Raw genomic sequence first — 24,362 nt, 5'->3', positions numbered from 1 at the left:
AACGTTCAGCGACGTTGTGGCCTCCAGACTGGAGGGGGGAGCCCTCGCCCGCATTGACGAGGATCAAGAAGTGGGCACGGCCCGGTCCACCCTACCCGCCACGCGGGTCCATGCTCCGCGTGAACCCGGGCTTGCGGCGCGCGTGCGAAGCCTGCTCGTTGAGCTTGATGACCGAGCACAGCGGCAGGTCCTCGATGCGGCCGAGCGCACGGATGCGCCCGAGGTAGGCCTCAGTCAGCCCGCCCGCAGCTCCGCGACCGTCGCCGCTTCGAGCGCGAAGGCACCGGCCGTGGTGGACCCGATGCCTCCTCCGGGAGGAAGGGCCCGCTTGCCTCGGTCACTTCAGGTTCGTCATGAAGAACGTGGTCAGCTTTTCAAAGGGAATCCGGCCGACGCGGTCGTAGAGGTCCACGTGACCCGCGCCGGGCACGAGGACCCGTTCCTTGGGTTCACCGGCGAGCCGGTAGGCCTCGTCGCTGAACTCCCGGGAATGGGCGTTCTCGCCCGCGATGAAGAGCATCGGCCGGGGAGAGATCGTCTCGATGTCCGTGAACGGGTAGAAGTTCATGAACCGGGTATTGCTGCTGAGCGTCGGGTGCGTCGTGGTGTTCGAGTGGTGCCCACGCGCGGTGCGATAGAAGTCGTAGAACTCACGGTCCGTCGCAGTGGATTGGTCATTCAGGGTCTCGGGCGTTCCGCTCGTATATTTCGTTTCACCGCCCGCGAACTCCACATCGCGCTGCAGGGCTGCCTCCTCGATGTACTTCTTCCTCTGCTCGAGGCTCACCGAGTGCCGGAGCCCGTTCCGGTTGGCGGCGCCCATGTCATACATGCTGACGGTCGCGATGGCCTTGATGCGAGGATCGATCTTGGCCGCGCTGATGACGAAGCTCCCGCTGCCGCAGATTCCGATGGCGCCCACCCGCTCCTTGTCGACAAACGGCTGGGAGCGCAGGAAGTCCACCGCGGCGCTGAAGTCCTCGGCATAGATGTCCGGCGCGACGACATTGCGGGGTTGGCCCGCACTCTCGCCCCAGAAGGACAGGTCCAGGGACAGGGTGACGAATCCCTGCTCCGCCATCTTCGTGGCGTACAGGTTCGCGCTCTGCTCCTTGACCGCACCCATGGGATGTCCGACGACGATCGCCGGGGTCTTCGCGTCGCGGTTCAGGCCTTTGGGAACGAACAGGTTCCCAACGACATCCATCTTGTATTGGTTCTTGAAGACAACCTTCTCCACGGTGACCTGGTCGCTCGTGTAGAAGTTGTCCGCACCGTTGGATGTGTCACCAGACGCGAGGCCCGGTGTTGGACGCGCCACTGCTGCCGACGGCGATGCGCAGGCCGCGAGCGCGGAGAGGGACACCCGCAGGAGCGCGCCAGGCAAACGTGATTTCATTGTCTTCATCCTCATGGGTTGATTGAGCCTTCAGGCTTCGACGCTCGGATGGCCAGCAGGGCCGCGCCCCCGAGCAGCAAGGCGCTCACTCCGAACGAACTCCGGTAGCCGCTCCGGTCGAACAGCAGCCCTCCAAGCGAAGCGCCCACGGTGATGGCGAGCTGGATGGCCGCGACCATGAGGCCGCCGCCAGCCTCCGCGTCGCGCGGCAGTGTGCGGCTGAGCCACGTCCACCACGCGACCGGTGCCGCCGTGCCGATGAGTCCCCACCCCACCAGCAGGACGGCCGTTGCCGCGAGGGATGGGCCGAAGACGATGAGCAGGACCGCGATGACGGCCATCGCCACGGGGGCTGAGATGAGCACCGCGGACAACCGCCTGCCCACGAGGAAGCCGATGAGGTACGTGCCCAGAAGCCCCGCGATGCCCATTCCCAACAGGAGCAGCGAGAGGGTGGACACCCCGACCCGTGTGACGGTTTCCAGGAAGGGACGCAGGTACGTGAAGAGGGCGAACTGGCCCATGAAGAAGAGCGCGACCGCCAGGATGCCCCACCGCGCCTTCGGGCGCCGGAGGATGGCGAAGGTGCTCGGAGGCGGAGCGGCGCGCTCCGTGGGCATTGGGGGCAAGGTGGAGGCCTGCCACACGAGGGTGATGGCCGCGAGCGGAACGACCGCGAAGAACGCGCCCCGCCACCCGATGTACTGGCCCAGGAAGCTGCCGAGCGGCGCCGCGATGGTGGTGGCCAGCGCGTTGCCACCGTTCAGCAGGCCAAGCGCGCGCGGTACCTCGTCCTGGGGGACCAGGCGCATGACGGTGGCCGCGGACAACGACCAGAAGCCGCCAATGACGACGCCGATGAGCGCACGGCCCACCATGAGCACGGCGTAGCTGGGCGCGAAGGCGGTCACGAGCCCCGAAGCCAACATGACGCCGGTGAGACCGAGGAGCAGCCTCCGGCGGTCGACGGACCTGGCCAAGGACGTGATGAAGAGGCTCGTCAGCACGGCGAAGAGACCGGAGACGGCGATCGCCTGGCCCGCGCGGCCTTCGCTCAGGTGGAGGTCCGACGCGATGGGCGTCAGGAGGCTCACCGGCATGAACTCGGACGCGATGAGCGTCGAGACACACAGGGTGAGCGCGAACACGGCGCTCCATGACGCGGAGCGCGGGGCCGGCGCCACGGACGCGCCAGCGAGTGAGATGGACATGAGGCTCCCTCAGGTTGTCGGGCGCGCTGGAAGGCTTCGACGTCCGCAAGGCCCTTGCCGTGCGCGTCATGCCCCCGAAGCAGCAGGGCCCGGTGAAAGAACTACGCGGCGCACCCTCCGAGGACTAGATGTCGAGGAGCGAACGGGCCGTTAAGCAGGGGTTGATGGTGGCCCGGCGATTCGTGCCCCAGAGGAGTCCCGACATGAAGACGGTCCTCTTCCAGCAGCTGCACGTGTTCCTTGCCGTCGCGCGGCTTCAGAGCTTCCGTGGCGCGGCGCGCGAGCTCGGCGTCTCCACGGCCGCCGTGAGCCAGTCCGTCCGGCAGCTGGAGGAGCAGCTGAGCGTGGTCCTGCTCCACCGCACCACTCGCAGCGTGTCCCTGACGGATGCGGGACGGCGGCTCGTGGAGGAGGCCGGTCCGGGCCTTGCTCAGGCGGCCGCCGCGCTCCACGGTGCCTCGGCCGAGCCAGGCGAGGTCGTCGGACGGCTGAAGCTGTCCGTGCCACGAGCAGCGGTGTCCCTGCTCATCGCGCCCGTGCTGTCAGCCTTCCGCGCGCGATACCCCCGCGTGGAGGTGGACATCATCGTCGAACAGCGCCTCATCGATATCGTCGCGGAGGGCTACGACGCAGGCGTGCGTCTGAGCGAGACCATCGAGCGCGACATGGTGCAGGTGCGTCTGACGGATGCCTTCCGCTTCGTGGTGGTGGGTGCACCGGCCTATCTCGATAAGCGCGGGGCTCCTGAGCGCCCCGAGGACCTGCTCCAGCACGAATGCATCGTCCTGCGCTCACAGACGACCGGAACTCCCTATGCCTGGGAGCTGGAGCGCGAAAGCAGGACCTGGCGCATCCCGGTGCGCGGCAATGTCGCCACCAACGACGAGATGGCCGGCGTGACATTCGCCATCGAGGGGCTGGGGCTGGCGTACGTCCAAGAGCCAGCCATCCAGGAGCATCTGGATTCCGGACGCCTCGTGCGGGTGCTGGAGGACTACGCGCCCTTCGTGCCGGGTTTCTTCCTCTACTCCCCCAGCCGCGCACAGCGCTCGGAGCCCCTGCGCCGCTTCATCGAGGCAGCGAAGGAGCTGGCTGGCAGGGCGGGCTGAATTGCTCGGGTGCCGCGCCTTCGCGGAGCAGTTCCAGGTGGCCCTTCGTGGCTGCGCGGAGTCGCCCCAGCCCACGCGCTTGAGCACCAGCAGGTCCGGGACGCCCTGCACGAGGGAGTGGCCCCGGGCCCTTTGCCTCAACACTCCCGGCGGGAACGCCTCTGGAGCCAGAGGGCGCTCCCCAGGAGCGCGAACCACGCGGCGCCTCCACCACCGCCGGAAGCCTCCGCCGAGCACGCGCACCCCGTCGTCACCTCCCCGCCCGCCGGTGGGGGCACGAAGTACGCCACCGTCACCTGGAACGTGCACGAAGCGGAGAGGCCTGACGCATCCTGGGCCGTCGCTGTCACGACCGTCGCGCCGCGCGGAAACCCACTGCCAGACGCGTGGCTGTAGGTCACGGGAACCACCGGCGTCACCGCATCCCGGGCCACGGCCTCCGGGAAGGTCACGACCGTGCCCTCGTCGCTCCCGGTCTTGATCACCACATCCGAGGGGCAGCTGAGCTCGGGGGGCGTGGTGTCCCTCACGGTGATGGAGAAGGCACACGTGGCGGCATTGGACGCCGCATCCGTCGCCGTCACGGTGACCTCCGTGGTTCCCAGCGGGAAGCGGGCCCCCGCACTGGCGCTGGACGTCACCGAGGGGAAAGGCGTCACCGCGTCCCGGGGATTCACGAGAAGGAACGGAACGGACGCGCCGTCGGGGCCCTCTGCTTCGGCCACGAGGTCCCCCGGACAGCCCACTTGCGGCGGCGTGGTGTCGCGCACGGTGACGGTGAAGGCACAGCTCGCCGTGCGCCCTCGTTCGTCACGTGCGGTCGCCGTCACCAACGTGTCCCCCAGCGGGAACACGCTGTCGCTCGCGGAGCTGTACGTCACCGACACCCCGCCGGTCCCCGTGGCGCTCGCTTCCGGGTAATGGACGGGCGCACCCGTGGCGGCAATGGCCTCGGCCTGGATGTCCACCGGACAGGTGATTGCCGGTGCTGGCGTCTCCGCCACCTGGACTTGGAAGGCGCACGAAGAGGAGTTCCCGGCGGCATCCGTCGCCACGACCGTGACCTTGGTGAGCCCCAGACCAAACCGTGTCCCGGTCGCATGGCTGTATTCGAGCGTCGCGGCGGAGACCGTATCCGTCGCGATGGCGTCCGGATACTCCACCGTGGCGCCGTCATTGGCCGTCGCCCAGGTGCTCACGTCCACCGGACAGGTGAGTTCCGGCGGCGTGGTGTCCCACACGTCGACCGTGAAGGAGCAGGTGGCGCTATTGCCCACGGCGTCGGCTGCGGTGACGACCACCGACGTGGTCCCCAGCGGAAACGGGGTCCCGCTCTCCTGGCTGTAGCGGAGCGTCGGAGTCTCCCCGCGCTCATCGGTTGCCGTCACGAGCGGGTAGTCCACCGTCGCACCCTGGGCGCTCGTCGCCTCGGCCACCAGGGACGCTGGGCACGTCAACCGGGGTGGCGTCTGGTCTATGACCCGCGGGAGGCGCCACACCTCACTCCCGTGCAACCCGTCGTAGGCGACGAAGATCAGATCGTCGCCCAGCTGCGCCAGCTGCCCCGGATTGGACCACTCCCCGCCTCTCGCGAAGGGCTGCGTCCCCGTCGACGTTCCATCGCTCTGCCAGATCGTCGTTCGGCCCTGGCCAGACAAGGTTGTGAACAAGAGCGTTCCCCCGACGACCACGAAGTTGCTGGGATAGGAACCCCCGACGCCGGGGACGAGGTCCTTGACACAGACCGTGCCCGCCTCGGAGCCATCCGTGCGCCACAGCTCGTTGCCCTGCTGGCCGTCGAAGAATCCGAAGAAGAGCTGCCCCTGGTAGACCTTGAGATTGGATGCGGAGATGGTGGAACTGGCGCTCCCAGGAGAGAGGTCCTTGACGCGCACGGTGCCTTCTTCCGTGCCGTCACTCCTCCAAAGCTCCGTGCCACTCGAGCCATCATTGGCCATGAAAAAGGCCACTCCGTCCACATCGACGAATTGGCCCCAGTCGGGCGTCCTGCTGCTGGCGGTCCCGGGCCAGATGTCCTTCACCCGCATGGTGCCGGCCTCGGTGCCGTCGCTCTTCCACAACTCGGAGCCCGTGACGCCATCATTGGCGAAGAAGAAGAGCTGCTCGCCCACCGTGGAGATGTCGATGGGGGTACTGCTCCCGCTGCCCACGGCGATGTCCTTCACCCGCACGGTGCCCGCCTCGGTCCCGTCGCTCTTCCACAGCTCGTAGCCCGAGGTGCCTTCGGAGGCCGTGAAGTAGACGTGGTCCTTGAGGATCGCGAGCCCTGGCAGGGGCGGAATGCTTTGCGACACGGGATTGATGTCCTTCACCTGCACGGTGCCTGCCTCGGTCCCGTCGCTCCTCCACAGCTCTCGCCCTCCGATTCGCTCCGAGGCCGTGAACAGCAGCAGGTTCCCCAGTCGCCTCAGGTTCGCGACATCCCTCCCTCCTTCGGGAAAGCTGTTCAGCACCTGCATGGTGCCTGACTCGGTGCCGTCGCTCTTCCACAACAGGGAGGACCCCGTGGCGTCCAAAGCCGTGAAGTAGAGCATGCCCCCCATCGGCGTCAGTTGCGTGGGCATGCCCCGCTTCTGCCCTGGCAAGAGGTCCTTCACCAACGCGGTTCCCGCCGGAGTGCCATCCGTCCGCCAGAGTTCCCGCCCATGCGGCCCATCCTCAGCGTCGAAGTACAGCACGCCATTCAAGGCCACGCCGAAAGAGGGAGCGGAGCTCTTCTTGAAGGTGGAGATATTCCGCATCTGCACGGTGCCAGCCAAGGTGCCATCGCTCCTCCAGAGCTCGCGGCCGCTCACCCCGTCATTGGCCGCGAAGTAGAGCGCATCCCGGACGACCCGCAGGGAGGATGGCGCCGAGCTGGCGGCGCCAGGCCACAGGTCGACCGCCCGGACCGTCCCGGCTTCCGTGCCGTCGGTGCGCCACAACTCGGCTCCGCTCGTCTCATCTTCGGCGGTGAAGTACAGCAGGCCCTGGAAGGCGGCGAGCGAAACGCGCTCTTGCACCGAGCTCCCGCGACGGATCACCATGACGCGCTGGGTCCCCGACTCCGAGCCATCGCTCTTCCACAACTCGCGGACGCCCGCCCCGGTGCGACGGGTGAAGAAGAGGAGGTTGCCCACCACGGTCAGAGACTGCGGCCTGTCTTCTTCCCGGAAGGCGGGAAACAGCGAGACCTCGACCGTCCCCTCCGCGGTGCCATCGCTCTTCCACAACGCGACAAGGCTTCGATCCTGAGCGGTGAAGAAGAGCGTGCCATGGACGTTCGTGAAAACACCAAGCCGGTTGTCCGCGCCACGGGAGGTGATGTCCTTGATGCGCACGGTGCCCGCAGCCGTCCCATCGCTCCGCCACAGCGCCCGTCCACCCGATGGCTTGGGCCCCTCGAAGTACAGCCGGTTCCCGATGACCGCGCAGGCCAGGTCCGGGGTCGGTATGAAGTCGCCAAAGTTCTCTTCGTTGAGGGTCCTGACGACGACGGTGCCGTTCGCGGTGCCATTGCTCTTCCACAGCGCGAGGCCGTACGTCGAGCTGTCTGCGACGAAGAACAGCGTCCCGTTGAAGTTCGTCAGACAGCCGGGCTCCTGCATCGTGGGGGGCTTCTGGGGCTGCACCAGGACGGTGCCCGCGGTCGTTCCATCGCTCTTCCAAAGGCGTCTTCCGTACACGCCGTCGTCGGCAGTGAAGAACAGCGTGTTCCCCACCGCCGTGAGCTGTTCCGGATACGAGCTATCCGACGGGTGGAGGTTCCTCACGCGCGAGGTTCCCATGGCGGTGCCATCGGTCTTCCACAGCTCAACATCCTGATTGCTGGTGTCCGCATCTCCGGCGGTGAAGAAGACGGTGCCGTTCACCGCGGTGAAGGACGCCACCTCATGAAGGCTCAGCTCTGGGCGCGGGTAGGGAGGAAGAAGGCGGACGGTCCCGTTGACGGTCCCATCGCTCCTCCAGGGAGCATGGAAGTCGGGAAAGAGTCCGGCCGAGAAATAGAGGAGTCCATTCGCCTCCGTCAGCGTCATGGGTGAGGAATCGGTGTCCCCCGGCCACAGGTCGCCCAGGAACTCAGCGGCGTACTGGGGCGGGTCCAGCAGTCGCGCCGACTGAGTGACGGGCGAGAAGGGCTTCTCCTTCGCCTCCTCGCAACCGCCCACGCCAATGAGCGCCCCCACCGCGGCCAGAACCGCGAACAGCCTCAACCCCAACGAACTCATGCCGGGAAACATCGCCGGAGGAGCCACTCCAGATCAAACCGGGTTCGGACACACTCACCCGCGAGCAGTGCGGCTCCAAAGACATACTTGGAAACCGGACCTCACCCGGGAAGCGTGAACTTCCCACCTGAAACGACCACGAGCGGCCTCCGTGAGGACAACCTCAGGGAAGGTGCGAGCCCACGGGCCGCGACAACAAGACATCCACGGCGGCGCGCGGGTGCAGTGGATCGTCGTCGAGCACCACCTCGGGCCGCAGCAGCAGCTGCTCCCTCGCGCCCGAGGGACGGACCAGCACGAACCATGCACCGCTCCGGCTGGCCTACCGCGCGGGACGAGCTGGCAATCTCGGGGCCGTGGGCGGATTTGCCCGGGGCCTCCTGCGCGTCGCGACGCGCGACTTCGAGCAGGCGCTGAAGTTGGAGGACGTGGCCCTCGACGGTCCACGACGCGAACTCTGGACCGCTCGCAACAAGGGCTGGCTGAGCGCCAGGGACGTCGAGGAGGTCAACAGACTCATCGAGCGCCTCTGCGAGCTCACCAGCCAGCCAAGGGCGCCCGGTCGCGAGCAACTGATGAGCCTCTCCTTCGTGCTCGCGCCCATCCGCGCTCGCGCGAAGCGGCGGGCTCCGTCCGGAAGCCGCTGAGGCCCGCCAGTCCGCGGCCCATTCCGGAGGAAGAAACGCGCCACCGGCCCCTGGGGAGGTTGCTCTCCGGTACAGTGTGGTACGAAAGATCCAGTTCTGAAACCGGAGGCTGCGTTGAAGTTGTTTCGAGTGTGCCTGACTTCGCTGTTGGTGTTGGCCGTCGCGTGCGGCGGTGATTCGGATTCTCCGGAGGCGCCCGACGCCGGGCAGACCCGGCCCGACTCGGGCACCGAGACGCCCGACTCGGGCAATCCGCTGCCGGACTCCGGCACCGAGACGCCGGACTCCGGCACCGAGACGCCTGACGCCGGCACCGAGACGCCGGACTCCGGCACTGAAACGCCTGACTCGGGCACGGAGACGCCTGACGCGGGTTCGGAGACCCCGGACTCGGGCACCGAGACGCCTGACGCCGGCACCGAGCCGACCGACGCGGGCTCCGGGAATCCGGACGCGGGCGGGCCCACCGAGGTGAACGTCATCGACAACGGTGGCTTCGAGGAGTGGTCCGGTGCGCTTCCGGCGCGGTGGTCCGGGAGCACGACGAACATCGAAGAAGTGGTGCGGAAGGTCACGACGCAGCCCTTCGAGGGCGTGAACGCGGCCCAGCTGATCAACACCTCGGCCACCCACAGGCGCTTCACCACCGTGGCGAAGTCCATGGCCGCGGGCCGCTACTCCTGCACCTACCAGGCGCGGGGGACCGGTGACGTCCGCAACGCCTGGTTCGGCACCGACTACTCCAGCTACTCCTCCTACACCTCCGTCGACTCCCGGTCGTGGACCCAGGTGAGCTACAACTTCAACCTGGCCAGCTCCGTCTTCGACACCTTCGAGCTCATCTTCAGCGTCCGGAACACCAGCGGCGATCACCTGCTCATCGACGACGTCCGCTGTGTGCGGGCCCCCGAGCCGTGCGATTCAGTCAGCTGCGAGGCCTGGGCGCGTTGCGACAACACCACCGTGACCTGCAAGCCGCTCTCCGGCCGCTGCGACGACACCACGAACTGCAGCGAGTGGCAGTCCTGCGACGCGACCCACACCTGCGTGACCGCCGAGGACCGCTGCACCCGCCACGCGGATTGCGCGGGGACCCCGGAGACGCCCGTCTGCGACACCGCCTCGCACCTCTGCATCGAGGGCGACCCCTGCGCCGGCGTCACGTGCAGCAACCCTGCGACGAGCTGCAACCCCAGCACGGGCGTGTGCGAGCTGGCCGAAGGCGCCTGCTTCACGACGTATGACTGCCGCGGCGCCCTGCCCGCCTGCGACCCGGCCACCCGCCGCTGCGTCGCGGCCGAGCACTCCGCGAACATCATCCGCAACGGCGGCTTCGAGAACTGGAGCACCCGCGCCATCCCCTACTACGGGAACAACTACGTCCCGGACTCCTGGTACGGGCTGGACAACGGCATCACGGACCCGGGCACGGAGATCAAGCCCTCGCGCCTCGCGCGCTACACGAGCGCGGTGCACGGCGGCTCGGCGGCGCTGCAGTTCGTGGTGCCCATCCAGGTCGCGGAGCGCTTCACCACCGAGAAGTTCAACGTGCCGGTGGGCAACTACTCCTGCTCGTACCGGGTGCGCGGCCACGGCAGCATCCGCCACCGCAGCTACTCGAGCGGCGGCTGGAGCCCGCAGACGGACTTCGTCACCGTGGACAGCGACGAGTGGCAGCCGGTGTTCTTCCGCTTCACCGGCAACGTGCGCGACTGGCGCCTGTTCTTCTATCCGAGCCGCAGCGTCGCCGACCGCGACCACCTCCAGGTCGACGACGTCGTCTGCACGAAGGACTAGGAATCGTCGCTGAGATGACGGGAGCGATGGGGCGTGGAGCCTCATCGCTCCCAGGGCTACGGCTTGAGCTGACTCAGGGCATCAGCCGCGGCTTCCCGAACGGGGTAGCGCGGATACGTCCGGGTGTGGTCCTCGGAGAAGTAGCCACCTTGCGTGTACGGATCCTTGGACAGCTTCCGCAACTGGGGAGCAGCCAACGGCGAGCCGAGCTGGCCCAGCGCTTTCGCCGTCACCTCGCGGGTCTGCCCATCCTTCGCCTTGAGGAGCGGCAGGAGTCGTGTCGCCATGGCATCCCGCTCCTGCGGGTTCAGCGCCGTTGCGCACTGATCCCCCAGCATGCGGATGGGGCGCCTTTCGCCGGATCCGCCGCCCAGGACATGGTTCTTTGAACAGGGGTCTGACCGGGGCCGCTCCGTGAGAATGCCGAGCGCGGCGACCGCACGGTGCTGCGTCTCCCCCAGGGAGTCCAAGGCCAGGGCGGCCAGCGGATCCAGCGCGTCACGCTGCCCGACATCCGCGAAGCCCTCCAGCGCCAGCACGCGCTTCTCCCACGCCTCCGGTCCGCGCTGCTGGAGCCGCCGGAGGGCGTCCGTTCGCAAGGGCTCCGGAGCCGCGGAGAGCACCCGCTTCAACTCCTCCGGCGGGATATCCCGGTGACGTGTCACCAGGGCGCCCCGGTAGAGCCGCGCCACGTCGAAGCCTGCTTCGCGCAGCCGCGTCGGCCCATAGGGTGGCGACGCGGCCAGGTCTCCCCAGTACCGGTCTCCGACGTCCAGGAGCCGCTCGGCGACGATGCCACGGCAGCCCGCGTGCTGTTCGGTGGTCCGGATGACGCCGAGGATCTGTTCGTTCAGCGTGATTTCCCATCCCGTCCCGCAGGCGCCATCGACGGGACTGGTGCGGCGATAGAGGGCCGCGGCCTCACTGAACGCGCCAAGGTCCTCCTGCACCGCGGCCCACTCCCGCATCACCGATGCATAGCGGGAACCGTGCCAGCCGTAGGCGTTCTCTTCGGACGCCTTCAGGGGAGCGGGATAGCCCAGGAGCACCAGGTAGCGCCGTGCGGCGGTGTCCATGCCCCGGATGTCGCCTCGGAGGCGGGCGGACCGCAGCTCCGCATCGGCAGCGTCGAGCGACGCATTGGCCTGCGCCGGCTTGCGCCAGTCACCACCGGGCTCCTGAGTCTCCCCCACCGGCGGGCCTGCCTCACGGACCGCGACAAGAAAGTATGAGAGGTCCTCGAGTTCCTCCGGCGTAGGCCGCACGGCGACGAGCTTCCCACCCTGGGCACGGAGGACCGCGAAGTGGCCCAGGCCGGCTCGTTCCGCGGCGATCTCTTCGTTGGAAGGGGGAGCGCAGGACCGCGTGGCGAGGGCCCGGAGCATCGACCGCGTCTGGATGACCTCGCGGGCCTGCATCGCGTCGAAGGAGCCTCGTGCATCCAGTTGCCAGAGAAGTGGAAGCACCTCCGCGCCGCCGTGCTCGCCAAGCTCGTCGATGAGCCCCTTCACGCTCCTGGCCACCTGCTGCATGTCCTCCGTTTCAGCTGGGACCCGGAAGTCGAACTCCTGGCACTCATCGGTCCCCGCGAGGCAGCGTGTGAGCAACGTTCGAAGCTTGCGCTCGATGTCGGCGGGCGCCGGTGCTTCCGCGTGAGCGGGAATCGCGCTGAGCCACCAGCACGAACACAGCAGGACGATCAGGCCTCTCATGAGAGGAATCATACGCCACCCCTGCCCGGTGCTGACAGCCCAGGGGTTGGTGTGCTTGCACTGTTCACAGTACGTTCGGGCCGTGATGATTCTCTCCACCTGTCACTGCGGTCGCGCCTCACTCGAGGTGGAGTCCGAGCCGACTACTGTCACCGACTGCAATTGCTCCATCTGCCGCCGCTACGGCGTGCTGTGGTCGTACTACGCGCCCCGCCAGGTCCACATTCGAGCGGAAGTAGCGGCCCAGGACACGTACCAGTGGGGCGAGGAGAAGATCGCCTTCCACCGCTGCGCGCACTGCGGCTGTGTCTCGCACTGGGCTTCGCTCGACCCCGCCCGCGACCGGATGGGCGTCAACGCCCGGCGCATGCCGCTCGAGCTCCTCGCGAAGGTTCGCGTGCGGCACCTCGATGGTGCCGTCACCGAGCACTACATCGACTGAGACCCACCGCCGTGCGTCAGCTGACGTGGAATGGCATCTGCCGCTCGAACTCGCGGCTGGGGACTCCGATGACGGAGTACGCCGGTGACTGGATGGGCGGCATGAGGCCCAGGATGCGGCGGTGGAAGGTCGGGTAGCTGGCCTTGAACTTCCCCCCGTTCCACACGCGCAGCAGGTTGGCCGTGAAGAGGCCGTTGTGGACGCCGTCGCTGGAGAGCTGGTTGTCCTGGCAGCCGGAGATGAGCAGCACCGTGGCCTTGAGCGTCAGCCTCGGGTCCTCCTTGGGCAGCCCCTTCAGGATGGCGTCGTACATCGCCTTGTTGTCGCGGTACGTGCGCTGCTCGATGCCCAGGGGCATCTCCTTGAAGCGCCGCTCCGTGGGCTCCGTGCTCCGCAACGAATCCGCCAGCAGCTGCAGGCTGCCGCTGGAGCGCAGGGCCGCATAGGCCACGCTGCTCACCGAACCGCTGTGGCAGCTGTCGGAGAGCATGAAGACCCGCACGCCCGCCTTGAGCTTCCCCATCGCCTGGTAGATCTCGTCGTCGACGAGCTCCCCGTCATACAGACACCACGTCTCATCCAGCCCGTCGTCCTCATCCCCGTTCATGTCGGGGAGCTGACCGCCGTGCCCCGAATAGGTGAACAGCAACAGGTCCCCTGCCTGGAGCACCGACGCCGCCTCGCCCACCTCCGCCAGCACCTTCGCGCGCGTGGCGTCCTTCGTGAGGAAGGGGCGGACGCGGCTGAACTCCTGCGCCTTCGCGATGCTGACCATGTCCTCGGCGTCCGCTTCGCACGCCTGCAGCTGGCCATCCCAGCCCGCGTAGTGCTTCGGATCCACCGCGTTCAAACCGATGTTGATGGAATATCCCTGCGCCATGACAGTCTTTGCCTCCTTCACTCACGGTGGAGACGGACGGCCGGGATGGCAGGGAGGGGGCGGGGCGCGCCGCGTCCTTCCGGCCCTGTCCCGACCGGGAACCCGGGGCTCGCTCCCTCCGCTCCCGTGTGACACGACGGGTTACTCAGCGCGTCCGGCTGTGACCTGACACGCCACGCGGACTGGCCTCACGGCGCCCTGCCCAGAGGAGGAGCCACCGGGTCGACGGGTGGCTCGGTGAGTGCATGAACGACCCGCGCCGGGCTTTTACCGGAACCGGCACGCAGTCATCCCCCACCTACGAGAGATCTCTCCATGATGATGAAGCTGACGGGCCGCCTGCTGACGGCCGCGCTCCTGAGTGTCACGGCCGCGGGCTGCCAGGGTGAAGAGCCCACCACGAGCACGGGTGACTCGCTCGCCACGCAGGAAGCGAAGGCCGAGCGGACCTGTATCGAAGGCTTCGAGGGCATCAAGAACTGCGCGACGGGCCGCGCGACGCTCACGAAGACCGGCAAGAGCATCGCCGTGTCCAACCTGACCAACGTGAAGACGGACGGCTTCTCCAGCGAGTTCCCTCGCGCCGTCGACTGGGTGCTGAAGACGGAGCTGGGTGGCGTGGGCGCCGCGGGCCAGGGCTTCACGCTCGCCGCGCGTGACGGCGACCAGGTGGTCAGCACCATCAGCGTCCAGCCGGGCAAGGACCGCGATCAGGTGACCCTGCGGCCCTCGTTCACGGGCCGGTCGGGCGGTTCGCCCTTCACCGTCAACCTGTGGCGCGGCAACATGCTGATGAACTCGCACTACTTCGAGCCCGATTACGGCGTCGGCTCGGTGTGGTACCAGATCCACATCGGGCTCACGCGGTACGACTTCGGCTTCAAGAACCACGGCATGGGGAGCAGCATGTACGGCCGCGTCGCCCCGGGCGCCTGCAGCTGGACCTTCCGCGGCACCGGTGACGCCTTCACGCTGGATGTGGATGGCAAGCGCATCAGCGGCGACTTCCTGGAGATCGTCGAGGACATCGGCGACGGCCACTATCCGTACACCGGCTTCTCCTCCATCGACGTGAAGGCCGCCGCCAGCACCTTCAACATCCTGGGCGAGTCCACCGTCACCGCGAAGTAACCGGCTTTGACGCGCCGGACAGGGCCCTCCCCTGTCCGGCGGCCGGATATCAGACACGTTGACAGTGCATTAGGCTCGGGGCCGCATGGTCAAGATTACCGGCTCCCCTGGCCCCAAGGCGACGCGCGTCGCGAGTGTGGACACGCCTGTCACGCAGGCGCGCTCCGCCGCGACCGTGGCGCCCTCGCGCCCCTCCAGCGCCACTTCGTCCATGGCCGCCGCGGTCTCCGCGGGCGCGAAGTCTCCAGCACAGCGGAAGACGGAGCAGCAGCTCTCCGCGCTTCCGGAGGGCCCCACGCGGCAGGCCCTGTTGAAGGCGCTTTCGAGCGGCCTGCCCCCCGCCGACGCGGGCGCGATCGCCTCGGCGGTGGGCGGACTCAGCCCCGCGCAACAGAAGGAGCTGTCGAGCCTGCTGTCGAAGGCGGGGGTCAGCACCAAGGCCTCGCCCCGCTCCGACGCGGACGCGGAGCGCACCTTCCTCCTCAAGGCCGTGGCGGGCGGCGCTTCCGGCGCGACGCTCAAGCGCCTGGCGGATCAGATTCGAGGGCGGCCCCCTTCCCATCAGGGCTTCTCCTTCAACCCGATGTCCGCGTCCGCGGGGGCCACGAAGCGCTCGGCCCCCACCAGCGCCGTGGACACCGCCGCGGCGAAGCTCAAGACGGCGATGGATGACATCTGGGGCACCGACGAGGCCGCCGTCTTCGAGGTCCTGGAGGGACTGGATGCATCCCAGCTCAAGCAGGTGGCGGAGAAGTACGAGAAGCTGACCAGTACCCCTCTGGAAGACGCGCTCCACCTGGAGCTCGAGGGCGCGGACCTGAAGCGCGCGCTCACTGCGCTCCAGCCCCAAGCACCGGCCGCTCAATCCGCGCCAGTGCAGGCCTCCACCAAGGCCGCCGCGACCACGAAGGTCGCCGCCGCGTCCGTCAGCGACATCCAGAAGAACCTCGACGCCATCCAGGTGACGGCCAAGGACGAGGGCACCCTCCAGCGCGGCAACGCCGTCGAGCTCAACGACCTCATCCCCCGCAACGTCGCGACCCTGAAGCCCCCCAAGGCGAAGGCCTACGCCCCGTTGAAGAAGGCGGTGGAGGCGCGCAACAAGGCGGAGGCCGCCGTCAACGCGGCCACCACCGAGCCCGCGAAGAAGGCCGCGCAGGAGAAGCTCAAGGCCGCGCAGGAGACCGTCAAGGCCGAGGGCGAGAAGGTCAAGGAGTGGCTCAGGAAGAACATTGGCGACAATCCCGCCCTCCGCGATGCCAAGGCGGCGGTGAAGGTCTCCGAACGCGCGCTCGCCGGGCTGGAGGCGAAGCAGAAGAAGGCGAAGGTTCCCAAGGCCCCCGCCGAAGCGGAGACGTTCCGGCAGTCCCAGAAGACGGCGCTCGACGCGGCGAAGGCGAAGGTCACCGACGCGCAGGCCCGGATGAAGACCGTGAAGGACGGGCTGCTCGCTCGGGTCGACGCGTACGCGCCCATGGTCGGCGTCAAGCAGACCCGCTCGGACGTCACCGTGAATGGGACGACCGTGCGCATGCGGGATGGCCGCGAGACGGCCTACACGAATTCGTGGAACGCGGTGGATGGCGGCGCCGTCTCCGGGGACTCGGCCGCGCAGGTCACGTCCCAGTTGGAGAAGAGCGGCATCAGCGAGGACCGGCAGAAGGTCCTCGGGTCCATCTCCGGCCTGGAGGGCACCTTCAGCAAGGTGAACACCTGGGACATCGGGCGCGTGTCGTGGGGCTTCACCCAGTGGACGCTCGGTAAGAATGGCAATGGCACGCTCGCCGAGTTCATGCGGGACCTGAAGACGACCGACCCGGCCCAGTACGAGAAGAGCTTCGGCAAGTTCGGCATCGACATTGGCAAGGAGGGCGTGGTGCTCACCCGGCCGGACGGCACGGTGCTCAAGGGCGTCGCCGCGGCCGAGGCCATCCGCACCGACGTGAAGCTGTCCGCCATCTTCATGGCCGCGGGCGCCGACCCGGCCATGCAGCAGGCTCAAATCAAGTTCGCCAACGAGGGGAAGATCTCCGGCACCCGCGACAGGCCGGTGTCCGTGACGGGCAAGGACGCGGAGGGCCATCCCAAGAGCGCGAAGCTGAAGCTCAAGGACGTCGTCACCAGCGAGTACGGCAATGCCATCATGACCGACCTGGCGGTCAACGCCGGGTCGGGCGGAAAGGTCGCCGCCGCCGCGCTGGAGAAGTACGTGAAGGACAAGGGCGTGGACCCCGCCAAGGTGAAGGAATGGGGGCCGGACGCGGAGAAGGCCATCATCGCCGCGCTGGAGCACGCCTCGCGCTCGGAGCGGCTGGCGCACCATGCGAAGGCGGGGTTCAGCAAGGAGCCCGGTTCCTTCACGGACTGACGCAAAAGAAGGCCCCTTCCCACGCATGCGAGAAAGGGGCCCGATACTTCAAGACGACCGGGGGTGCTTCAGCTCTGGCGGCGACGGCGGATCACCGCCAGCGGCAGGCCCGCCAGCGCGAGCGCCCAGAACGGAGCGCTGCTCGCGGCGGCGCAGCCCCCGCCCTCGTCTTCGTCGCCACCCGGCTCTTGCACTACCGGCGTGCCGTTGCCCACCTTGATGCTCAGCTTCGTGGCCGCCGCGCGGTCGCCGTCGCTCTTCTGGTCCGCGTTCGCCGAATTGCCCGCGCCGAAGAGGTTGAGGGTCACGTCCGTGGCGGGCGCGACGAGCGAGAAGTTGAAGCGCAGCTCCGTGCCCGTGAAGGGCTGGGGCGCGGAGTGGGACAGCTCACTGCCCAGCTTCTTCAGCCCGGTGCCGGCCACGAGGCTGGCCCCCGCGTCGTCCACGGCGATGCCCGCGCCGCCCGTCTTCGCGGTCCCGCCCCGGATGATGAGGGTGTACTGGCCGGTGGCGCCCTTCTCCAGCGTCGAGGGGCCCTCGAACTCCACGGTGGGGGCCTCACCGCCCTTGTGGCACGTGTTGCAGGTCGCCGTGTCCTTGCCGGAATTGCCGCTGATGCCCGTGCTGGTGGCGAAGGCGGACGCCGCCCCCAACAGCGCAATGACAAACACGCCCGCGTGGCGCATCGAATTGCTGTTCATGGTCTTGGGTCCTGGGATTAGCGCAGCTGGAGGAAGGAGAAGGACAGGCCCGGCGTCTTCACCGTGGCCTTGCCGTTGTCGCCCAGCACCCGGAAGGTGGTGGACGAGGCGCCGGCCCCGAACTCGGTGTAGAGCGTCTGGTTCTCCGACTCGAAGAGGAAGACGCTGCCGGAGGTGGACGGGAAGTCGGCCTTCCGCGTCGCGGTCAGCGTGGCCAGGTTCAGCTCCCACCACTGCCAGCCGGTGCCGCTCGCGAGCGTGCGCGGATGCGAACCCTCCGACACCGGAGTGATGCTCTCATCGAGCACGCGCACGTACGCCGTTCCCGGCGTGTGGCTCGGGATGAGCGCGCCCGCGGTGCCACCGCCCACCAGCTCCGCCAGCGAGCGGTAGAAGGTCTTGTCGAAGTCCCGCGTCGTGGGATCGAACCGGAGCAGGCAGGGCTCCGGCGAGTCCGCGCCCACCACCCGGCGCGACGCCGCGCCGTACGCCTCCGTCGCGATGTAGACCTTGCCGTCGGTGCCGAGCGCGGCGTCGTGCGTGTAGCCGCAGCGGTCGTCCGTCGCGAGCGTGACGGCGTCCGTCGCCGTGTCGATGGAGACCACGCCCGCCTTCTTCGTGACGCTGCTGCCCTCCACCGGCCTCCAGCCCACGGGCATGATGATCTGCCCACCGGTCTGCACGACCGCGCCGGAGAACGCCATGACCGTGTCCGGGAGGACCAGGGCGTCCAGCGAGCGGGTGTCCGTCACGGTCATCGCCGTGGGGTTCCAGATGACGATCTTCGCGGCGTTACCGTCGAAGAAGTACGCCTTCGTCTCCGAGACGAACTGGAAGTTGGCCTGGTACTCGCCCAGCGACGTCACACCCTGGGCGCTGAAGCTCACGGTGCCCGAGGCCTCCAGCTTGCCGGCGCTGTTGAGCTTGTAGCGGGTCACCGTGGCGCTCTCGTCGCTCACCACGTAGACGGAGCCCGTCTTGGGGATGCCCACGCCCAGCGCGCGGCCGGAAATCTTGATGGCGCCGTCCAGCGACAGCGACGCGGCCTTCTCCGCGTCCGGCGTCACCAGGACGTAGCTGTCGGAGGGATCCTCCGCGAGCATCTGGGTGGTGATGGCGTACAGCGGACCGTCCGTGTCCGTTCCTTCCTCTTCGTCGTCGCCGCAGCCCGCGAACAGGGTCAGGGCGATCGCCGCGGTGGAGAGTCGCAAGGAACGCAAGGCAAACAGATGCTTCATCGGCAGTGGCCTCTTGGAGTGGGGGGATGAGCGCCTGCCCTTTCAGCCGGGACGGGGGCCCGGACATGAAAATGATAGGCATTCTCATTTTCATCCCCTCTAGAGGTCTAGACGCGTGATGTCAAGAAAGAGACGTGTTCTCCTTGAATCAGGACTACCGGGGGTGGGGTGGGAGCCCTTCGGAATCAGGCGCCGCCGAGGCGGAGCTCTTCGCCGTAGGTGACGTCCCAGTCCGTGTCGTGCGCCATGGCGAGGCGGCTCGCGCTGCCGGGGGACTCGCCGGTGGGGAGCTGGAAGTCGAGCCCGATACGCCGGTCCTGGCACTCGCTCCTATAGTCCTCTCATGAAGGACGCTTCCGCCCCGCTCCGCTCCATCGTCGCCCTGCCCCTGACGCAGGAGGGCTTCGCGCCCTTTGGCGACGTCGTGTCCGCCGGGCTCAAGAGCGGCGCTTCGGCGAACCAGGGCACCGCTGTGCGCTTCGACTGGTCGGCGCGGCTGGAGAACGGCCGGCCGGGTGCGAAGCCCAACCTCGCGGTGTTCCGCTCCGTGCCGCAGCCGCTTCCCTTCACCGTGAAGCTGCTGGAACACCATCCCCAGTCCAGCCAGGCGTTCCTGCCCATGCGCTGCTCGCGCTTCCTGGTGTGCGTCGCGCCGACCGCGCCTTCGGGCGGGCCCGACCTGGACGGGCTCGTGGCGTTCGTCTGCGGCCCCGGCCAGGGCGTGAACTACCACCAGGGCGTGTGGCACCACCCCATCATCGCGCTCGATGAACCGGCCGAGTTCGCGATGCTGGCGTGGGAGGACGGGCGCGCGGAGGACTGCATCGTGCGGCAGTTCTCCACGCCCGTCTCCGTCGTCGTCGGGGACTGAGCAGTCCCCTACCTTTCCGTCTTCGGCTGACGCGCGAGCCAAGCGCGCCACTCCTCGGCGGTCTCGTACTGCTCACCGGAGAGCTGCTTCAGTACCAGGACCGCAGGCTCGCTGTTGATGGGTATCTGGAGCGCGGACATCTCCACCAGCCGCTCCCCCAGTTGGCGGAGCAGTCCGGCCCGCTGTGCCTTCAGGGCCTCCGGCGGCAGGTCCGCCAGAAGGTAGGTCAGCAGATAGGTCGCCTTGTTGCGGTCGCTCGAGTTTGGCAGCGCCACCGCGTCCGCCACCGTAGCCACGTCCAGCAGCGGCTTCGTCGCGGCCTCCTGCGTGGCCGTCAGCACGCGCAGCACGTTGTTGCGCACCCCGTAGTCCGGATCCCGAATGAAGGGCTCCAGCCGCTTCACGGTCTCCTCGGCCGTAGGCGCGTAGGCCATCAGGGACGCGGCCGCGCCTCGCTTCCCCGGGTCCGATTCCTCGCGCAGGACGGCGCTCAGCGCGTCCATCTGCTGGGGCACCTTCGCGAGGAACTCCGGTTCGTAGGCCGCGAGGTCCGGATGGCCGAACCCACCAATGCAGTGCGCCACCTTGCAGCTGGAGTCCTCGGCGAGCTTGCCCATCATCTGGAGCATGTTCAGGCGCTCCTTGTACGCGTCCCACCGGGCGACCAGCCCTTCTGGATCGGCGGGGTGGCCCTTGGGTTCGGGCAGGAAGCGCAGCCGGGCTGCGTCCTCGGCGTCCACCATGTCCATCACCACATAGGCGGTGCCCTTGCGCTCATCGGCGAAGTAGATGGACATGCCCACGTGGGCGTAGGCGAGGCCGTACTGCTCGCGCAGCGCGGCCTCCTTCTGCTTGAAGACGGCGGCGCTGTGCACGATGGGCTTGCCCAACTCCAGCCCCATCACGCGCTGAACCGCCTCGCGGTCCACCTTCCGCGAACCGAACGCATCCACCCCCATGAGCGTCATCACAGGGAACGGAGGTTCGGGCGCCTTCGACAGGTTGGCGCGGGCCTCCGCCACGATGCCGCTCCACGCGGGCAGCGTGTGCAGCGCCGCCAGCTCCGGGTTGTATTCGAGGTGATCCGCGTCGAAGTAGCCACCCTGGACCGCCTGCTTCAGCACCTCCACGGCCGCGTCCGTGTGGCCCGCGAGCGAGGCACACCCCGCCGCGCGATAGAGGGAGTCCGCGCGGTCCGGCCCCTCCCCGCTCGCTTCTCCGGAGGCGCGGAAGCGCTCCGCGCACCGCTCGAAGTCCAGCGCCTCATAGGCCTGCTCTGCTTCCGCCGAGAGCTGCTGCGCTCGCGCCGCCGGGTCCGCCGGCTTTGGAGCATGCGCACAGCCCGCACCCAACGCGACCACACCCAGCGCCATCACGAATCGCATCTGGACCAACCTTTCGAGAAAGCGCGTATCTCATGCAAGCTGCGCGCAGGTTTCAAGGAGCCCCAACCATGGCCAACGCCATCTCGAAGACCGCGTACTACACCCTGGCCTGCCGGGCGGAGGACGCGCGCAAGCCGCGGCCGCTGTGCAATGACACCTTCGCGGCCCGCTTCATGGATGACGAGGCGCGGCGGATCTGGACACGATTCCAGTCCTTCGACCGGCCCAACGCGAGCAACGCCGCGAGGCACCGGATCATCGACGCGCTGGTGCAGGAGGAGCTGGACCGCGCTCCCGACGCGCGGGTGGTGGTGCTGGGCGCGGGCTTCGACACGCGGGCCTACCGACTGCGTGGAGGCCGGTGGCTGGAGGTGGACGAGCCCGCCATCCTCACGCTCAAGGACGCGAAGCTGCCGGTGACGGAGGCGAAGAATCCGCTCGAGCGGCTCCCCATCGACTTCGGGACGGAGTCACTCGCCCGGAAGCTGGAGCCCTACCAGGACTCACGGCGCACGCACGTCATCATCGAGGGCGTGCTCATGTACCTGTCCACCGCGCAGCGCCGGGACATGCTCGCGGTGCTCCAGCAGGTGTTCCCCCACCACGCCGTGTACTGCGACCTGATGCGCGAAAGCTTCCAGCGCGAGTACAGCGCCGACATTCACGCGGTGCTCGCCAGCATGGGCGCGCCCTTCCAGGACATGACGGACACGCCGGAGTCCCTCTTCCTGGAGGCGGGCTACACGGCCGCGTCCTCCACCTCCGTGCCCCAGCGCGCGCTGGAGCTGGCCGGGAAGCGCGTCCCGGCGTTCCTCGTCCGGCGGTTCATGCAGCCGGTTCGCGACGGCTACCGCATCTGGAAGTTCGAGCGGCGCTGACGCCTCACTTCGCCTTCGGCGCCGCGGGAGCCTGCCCCAGCGCCACGCTCCCCAGGATGAGGGTGCCCGCCGCCAACATGGTGGGCGTCACCGGCTCGCCCAGGAGCAGCCAGGCCCAGGTCAGCGCGAACAGCGGCACCAGGTAGGTGACGACGGCGGCGCGCGGCGCACCGATGCGCTGGATGAGGCGGTAGAACACCGCGTACCCGAAGCCGGTGCAGATGACGCCCAGGGCCGTCGCCGCCAGCCAGGGGCGCATGCCGATGGGCTCCGTGGGCCACGTGGCCACCGCGAAGGGCAGCAGCAGCACCGCGCCGCAGGCCAGCGTGGCGGCGGCGACCGCGGCGGCTGGCAGTCCGGTGAAGTGGCGGCGCACCAGGTTCGAGCCAATGCCATAGAGGAACGCGCCCGTGGTCCCCGCCGCCGCGGCCCAGGCGACGCTCGTACCCGCGGCCTTGCCGCTGGCCAGCACCACCACCCCGGCGAAGCCCACGAACAGCGCCACCGCGCGCCGGCCCCCGATGCGCTCGCCGTAGAAGAGGAACGCCACCAGGGCCGTGAAGAGCACCGCCATGCTGTTGGTGATGGCCCCGACGCCCACGGGGGCCTGCCGCGCGGCCCAGGCGAACAGCGTGAAGGGCACCGCCGCGTTGACGACGCCCACCAGCGCCAGCCGGGGCCACAGCGCGGGACGGAGGGCCGAGCGCGCGCGCCAGAGGAAGGGCATCAGCACCGCCGCGCCCAGCACCAGGCGCAGCGCCACCAGGGGAATGGGGCCGAAGGCCGGCGCAGCGATGCGCAGGAACAGGAAGGACGTGCCCCAGATGGCCGCCAACCCGCCCAGTTCCAGCGGCGTGAGCCACGCCCGGTTGAAGGTGGGAGTCACGGCCTGGGGATGGGTGGGAACGGATGCGCTCATGGCGGCCCCCTCGTACGAGGAAGGAATCTGACTTCTGTCTGGCCCTCTCTTCACGCCGAGGCCCTTTCTTCACAAGCGCATCCTTTCCGTGTCAGACATGAGCCAGATTTGAGGCTCGTCCCCATGCCCCTTCACACCGACCTGCTCCCCGCCCTGGCGGCCTTCGAGTCCGCCGCCCGCCACCAGAACTTCGCCCGCGCGGCGGAGGAGCTGCACCTGACCGCGAGCGCCGTCAGCCACCACGTCCGCAAGCTGGAGGACCGCCTGGGCGTCGCGCTCTTCCAACGGCATGCCCGGGGCGTGGCGCTGACGGCCGAGGGGCGCCAGCTCGCGGACGCCGCCAGCAACGCCCTGTCGGACATGGACCACGTGCTCGGGGGCCTCAAGCATTCGCGGGACGAGGACGCCGTGGTGCGCGTCACCACGGTGCATTCGCTGGCCTATGCGTGGCTGCTGCCGCGCATGCCGGAGTTCACCACGCGGCATCCGCGCATCCGGATCCACGTGGACACGGAGATGGCGCTCACCCGCTTCGACGAGGGCGGGCCGGACCTGGGCATCCGCTACGGCCAGGGGCCCTGGCCCGGCCTCAGCGCGCAGCCGCTCATGGACGACGCCCTGTTCCCCGTGGCCTCGGCGCGGCTCGCGGGCATCGAGCACGTGCGCGACGCGGCGGACGTGGCGAAGCTCCCGCTCATCGCGGACCTGAGCCGTCAGGGCTGGCAGGACTGGTTCCGCTCGGCGGGCGTGCGCGGGGCCAGGTTCGAGGAGCGCTACAGCTTCAGCGACACCACCGGCGCGCTGATGGCCGCGGTGCAGGGCCTGGGCGCGGCGCTGGCGCGCGAGAAGATCGCCACGCCCTACTTCGCGGACGGCCGCCTCATCCGGCTGCCCGGGCCCATCGTGCCCACCCGCGCCAGCTACTTCGTGGTGTACCCCGCGCACCGGCGATTGCGTCCGGCCGCGCGCCTCTTCGTGGACTGGCTCTTGGCACAACGCGACAGCGCGTCAGTGCCGCCGCCCACGACGCAAGGCGTTGCACCGTCACGCAGGAAAGTTTCCCAACAACATGCTTCAGCCCAGGGTGATGACAAACCCTCCCAATGACATGCATTTACTTGTCTGGGAAACAGGTTCACAGTGGCCGCGCCGTTCCCTCACGAGGAGCACGCATGCGCACTCTGGTGAAGTCGCTGTTGGCTTTCTCCGCTGTGGTGTCGCTGGCCCCCACGGCTGCCCTTGCCATTCCGCCCCAGTGCATCGACTGTTGGCTGCCCGACTGCAACGTGCTGTGTCACATTGGGTCGGAGCAGATGACTGTACCGCACCGGATTGTTGAGACACCAGGTTGGTCGTAATCAGGCCGCTTGCTTCTGCATCAGTTCCCGCCGGGCCTGACTCGGCGAGAGGAAGTGGTGACGCTCCAGCAACCAGTGCTCGTTGTA

General features: G+C 68.4%; 19 protein-coding genes. 9 read left to right on the top strand and 10 right to left on the bottom strand.

Features of this window, described 5'->3' with window-relative positions; all coding sequences use genetic code 11:
• Window positions 1-337: 337 nt before the first annotated feature.
• Together D7V77_RS20205 and D7V77_RS20200 are read right to left on the bottom strand one after the other, a co-directional pair.
• Window positions 338-1,414 (bottom strand): alpha/beta hydrolase, encoded by a 1,077-nt coding sequence (locus tag D7V77_RS20205; protein ID WP_233597118.1) that lies wholly within the window; start codon window positions 1,412-1,414, stop codon window positions 338-340.
• On the bottom strand, window positions 1,411-2,610 hold the full coding sequence (locus D7V77_RS20200) for an MFS transporter (protein ID WP_120577925.1): 1,200 nt from the start codon (window positions 2,608-2,610) through the stop codon (window positions 1,411-1,413). The genes D7V77_RS20205 and D7V77_RS20200 overlap by 4 nt, the downstream gene beginning before the upstream one ends.
• Before the next feature lie 203 nt (window positions 2,611-2,813).
• On the opposite strand from D7V77_RS20200, the gene D7V77_RS20195 reads away from it, so the two are divergent.
• Window positions 2,814-3,719 carry a LysR family transcriptional regulator gene (locus D7V77_RS20195; protein WP_120577924.1) on the top strand — a complete coding sequence of 302 codons (906 nt, stop codon included), beginning with the start codon at window positions 2,814-2,816 and terminating at the stop codon, window positions 3,717-3,719.
• Between the two features lie 137 nt (window positions 3,720-3,856).
• On the opposite strand, the gene D7V77_RS20190 is transcribed toward D7V77_RS20195, so the two are convergent.
• Entirely contained in the window at window positions 3,857-7,948 is a 4,092-nt protein-coding gene (locus D7V77_RS20190; protein ID WP_158624445.1) for an ELWxxDGT repeat protein, read from the bottom strand.
• Window positions 7,949-8,111: 163 nt separating this feature from the next.
• Entirely contained in the window at window positions 8,112-8,246 is a 135-nt protein-coding gene (locus D7V77_RS45545; protein WP_255424652.1) for a hypothetical protein, read from the bottom strand.
• A gap of 58 nt (window positions 8,247-8,304) precedes the next feature.
• On the opposite strand from D7V77_RS45545, the gene D7V77_RS20185 reads away from it, so the two are divergent.
• Entirely contained in the window at window positions 8,305-8,595 is a 291-nt protein-coding gene (locus D7V77_RS20185; protein ID WP_120577922.1) for a hypothetical protein, read from the top strand.
• A gap of 114 nt (window positions 8,596-8,709) precedes the next feature.
• Window positions 8,710-10,392, top strand: coding sequence for an invertase recombinase-like protein (locus D7V77_RS20180; RefSeq protein WP_120577921.1), 1,683 nt, complete (start codon window positions 8,710-8,712; stop codon window positions 10,390-10,392).
• 56 nt (window positions 10,393-10,448) lie between these two features.
• Here D7V77_RS20180 and D7V77_RS20175 read toward each other — a convergent pair whose 3' ends face one another.
• Window positions 10,449-12,104 (bottom strand): hypothetical protein, encoded by a 1,656-nt coding sequence (locus D7V77_RS20175; RefSeq protein ID WP_120577920.1) that lies wholly within the window; start codon window positions 12,102-12,104, stop codon window positions 10,449-10,451.
• A gap of 85 nt (window positions 12,105-12,189) precedes the next feature.
• On the opposite strand from D7V77_RS20175, the gene D7V77_RS20170 reads away from it, so the two are divergent.
• Window positions 12,190-12,546 (top strand): GFA family protein, encoded by a 357-nt coding sequence (locus D7V77_RS20170; protein ID WP_120577933.1) that lies wholly within the window; start codon window positions 12,190-12,192, stop codon window positions 12,544-12,546.
• A gap of 16 nt (window positions 12,547-12,562) precedes the next feature.
• Here D7V77_RS20170 and D7V77_RS20165 read toward each other — a convergent pair whose 3' ends face one another.
• On the bottom strand, window positions 12,563-13,426 hold the full coding sequence (locus tag D7V77_RS20165; protein WP_120577919.1) for a caspase family protein: 864 nt from the start codon (window positions 13,424-13,426) through the stop codon (window positions 12,563-12,565).
• A gap of 315 nt (window positions 13,427-13,741) precedes the next feature.
• Between D7V77_RS20165 and D7V77_RS20160 the strand changes: the two genes are divergently transcribed.
• A complete protein-coding gene (locus D7V77_RS20160; RefSeq protein ID WP_120577918.1) occupies window positions 13,742-14,557 on the top strand; it encodes a hypothetical protein in 816 nt (271 codons plus the stop codon).
• 85 nt (window positions 14,558-14,642) lie between these two features.
• Window positions 14,643-16,925, top strand: coding sequence for a hypothetical protein (locus D7V77_RS20155; RefSeq protein WP_120577917.1), 2,283 nt, complete (start codon window positions 14,643-14,645; stop codon window positions 16,923-16,925).
• 68 nt (window positions 16,926-16,993) lie between these two features.
• On the opposite strand, the gene D7V77_RS20150 is transcribed toward D7V77_RS20155, so the two are convergent.
• The gene (locus D7V77_RS20150; protein WP_120577916.1) at window positions 16,994-17,626 is read right to left on the bottom strand and encodes an MXAN_6652 family MXYO-CTERM-anchored protein; all 633 of its coding nucleotides are present in this window, start codon (window positions 17,624-17,626) and stop codon (window positions 16,994-16,996) included.
• A gap of 17 nt (window positions 17,627-17,643) precedes the next feature.
• The gene (locus D7V77_RS20145; RefSeq protein WP_120577915.1) at window positions 17,644-18,864 is read right to left on the bottom strand and encodes an MxcI protein; all 1,221 of its coding nucleotides are present in this window, start codon (window positions 18,862-18,864) and stop codon (window positions 17,644-17,646) included.
• Window positions 18,865-19,207: 343 nt separating this feature from the next.
• On the opposite strand from D7V77_RS20145, the gene D7V77_RS20140 reads away from it, so the two are divergent.
• Window positions 19,208-19,735, top strand: coding sequence for an ureidoglycolate lyase (locus tag D7V77_RS20140; protein ID WP_120577914.1), 528 nt, complete (start codon window positions 19,208-19,210; stop codon window positions 19,733-19,735).
• 8 nt (window positions 19,736-19,743) lie between these two features.
• Here the strand turns inward: D7V77_RS20140 and D7V77_RS20135 are convergent, their stop codons facing one another.
• Window positions 19,744-21,120, bottom strand: coding sequence for a HEAT repeat domain-containing protein (locus D7V77_RS20135; protein ID WP_120577913.1), 1,377 nt, complete (start codon window positions 21,118-21,120; stop codon window positions 19,744-19,746).
• A 68-nt stretch (window positions 21,121-21,188) separates the two neighbouring features.
• On the opposite strand from D7V77_RS20135, the gene D7V77_RS20130 reads away from it, so the two are divergent.
• Window positions 21,189-21,998, top strand: a complete 810-nt coding sequence (locus tag D7V77_RS20130; protein ID WP_158624444.1) for an SAM-dependent methyltransferase — start codon at window positions 21,189-21,191, stop codon at window positions 21,996-21,998.
• Window positions 21,999-22,002: 4 nt separating this feature from the next.
• On the opposite strand, the gene D7V77_RS20125 is transcribed toward D7V77_RS20130, so the two are convergent.
• Window positions 22,003-22,917, bottom strand: coding sequence for a DMT family transporter (locus D7V77_RS20125; protein WP_120577911.1), 915 nt, complete (start codon window positions 22,915-22,917; stop codon window positions 22,003-22,005).
• Between the two features lie 123 nt (window positions 22,918-23,040).
• On the opposite strand from D7V77_RS20125, the gene D7V77_RS20120 reads away from it, so the two are divergent.
• Window positions 23,041-24,024, top strand: coding sequence for a LysR substrate-binding domain-containing protein (locus D7V77_RS20120; protein WP_120577910.1), 984 nt, complete (start codon window positions 23,041-23,043; stop codon window positions 24,022-24,024).
• The last annotated feature ends 338 nt before the right edge of the window (window positions 24,025-24,362 follow it).

The sequence above is a fragment of the Corallococcus sp. CA041A genome (genome assembly GCF_003612075.1).
GTDB classification, from domain to species: domain Bacteria; phylum Myxococcota; class Myxococcia; order Myxococcales; family Myxococcaceae; genus Corallococcus; species Corallococcus exiguus.
This window is presented reverse-complemented; position numbering and strand designations above follow the sequence as displayed.

Bases quoted from the DNA above. Each gene is read 5' to 3' on its own strand.
- D7V77_RS20205 (WP_233597118.1), bottom strand. From the start codon at position 1,414: ATGAGGATGAAGACAATGAAATCACGTTTGCCTGGCGCGCTCCTGCGG.
- D7V77_RS20200 (WP_120577925.1), bottom strand. From the start codon at position 2,610: ATGTCCATCTCACTCGCTGGCGCGTCCGTGGCGCCGGCCCCGCGCTCC.
- D7V77_RS20195 (WP_120577924.1), top strand. From the start codon at position 2,814: ATGAAGACGGTCCTCTTCCAGCAGCTGCACGTGTTCCTTGCCGTCGCG.
- D7V77_RS20190 (WP_158624445.1), bottom strand. From the start codon at position 7,948: ATGAGTTCGTTGGGGTTGAGGCTGTTCGCGGTTCTGGCCGCGGTGGGG.
- D7V77_RS20175 (WP_120577920.1), bottom strand. From the start codon at position 12,104: ATGAGAGGCCTGATCGTCCTGCTGTGTTCGTGCTGGTGGCTCAGCGCG.
- D7V77_RS20170 (WP_120577933.1), top strand. From the start codon at position 12,190: ATGATTCTCTCCACCTGTCACTGCGGTCGCGCCTCACTCGAGGTGGAG.
- D7V77_RS20165 (WP_120577919.1), bottom strand. From the start codon at position 13,426: ATGGCGCAGGGATATTCCATCAACATCGGTTTGAACGCGGTGGATCCG.
- D7V77_RS20160 (WP_120577918.1), top strand. From the start codon at position 13,742: ATGATGATGAAGCTGACGGGCCGCCTGCTGACGGCCGCGCTCCTGAGT.
- D7V77_RS20155 (WP_120577917.1), top strand. From the start codon at position 14,643: ATGGTCAAGATTACCGGCTCCCCTGGCCCCAAGGCGACGCGCGTCGCG.
- D7V77_RS20150 (WP_120577916.1), bottom strand. From the start codon at position 17,626: ATGAACAGCAATTCGATGCGCCACGCGGGCGTGTTTGTCATTGCGCTG.
- D7V77_RS20145 (WP_120577915.1), bottom strand. From the start codon at position 18,864: ATGAAGCATCTGTTTGCCTTGCGTTCCTTGCGACTCTCCACCGCGGCG.
- D7V77_RS20140 (WP_120577914.1), top strand. From the start codon at position 19,208: ATGAAGGACGCTTCCGCCCCGCTCCGCTCCATCGTCGCCCTGCCCCTG.
- D7V77_RS20135 (WP_120577913.1), bottom strand. From the start codon at position 21,120: ATGCGATTCGTGATGGCGCTGGGTGTGGTCGCGTTGGGTGCGGGCTGT.
- D7V77_RS20130 (WP_158624444.1), top strand. From the start codon at position 21,189: ATGGCCAACGCCATCTCGAAGACCGCGTACTACACCCTGGCCTGCCGG.
- D7V77_RS20125 (WP_120577911.1), bottom strand. From the start codon at position 22,917: ATGAGCGCATCCGTTCCCACCCATCCCCAGGCCGTGACTCCCACCTTC.
- D7V77_RS20120 (WP_120577910.1), top strand. From the start codon at position 23,041: ATGCCCCTTCACACCGACCTGCTCCCCGCCCTGGCGGCCTTCGAGTCC.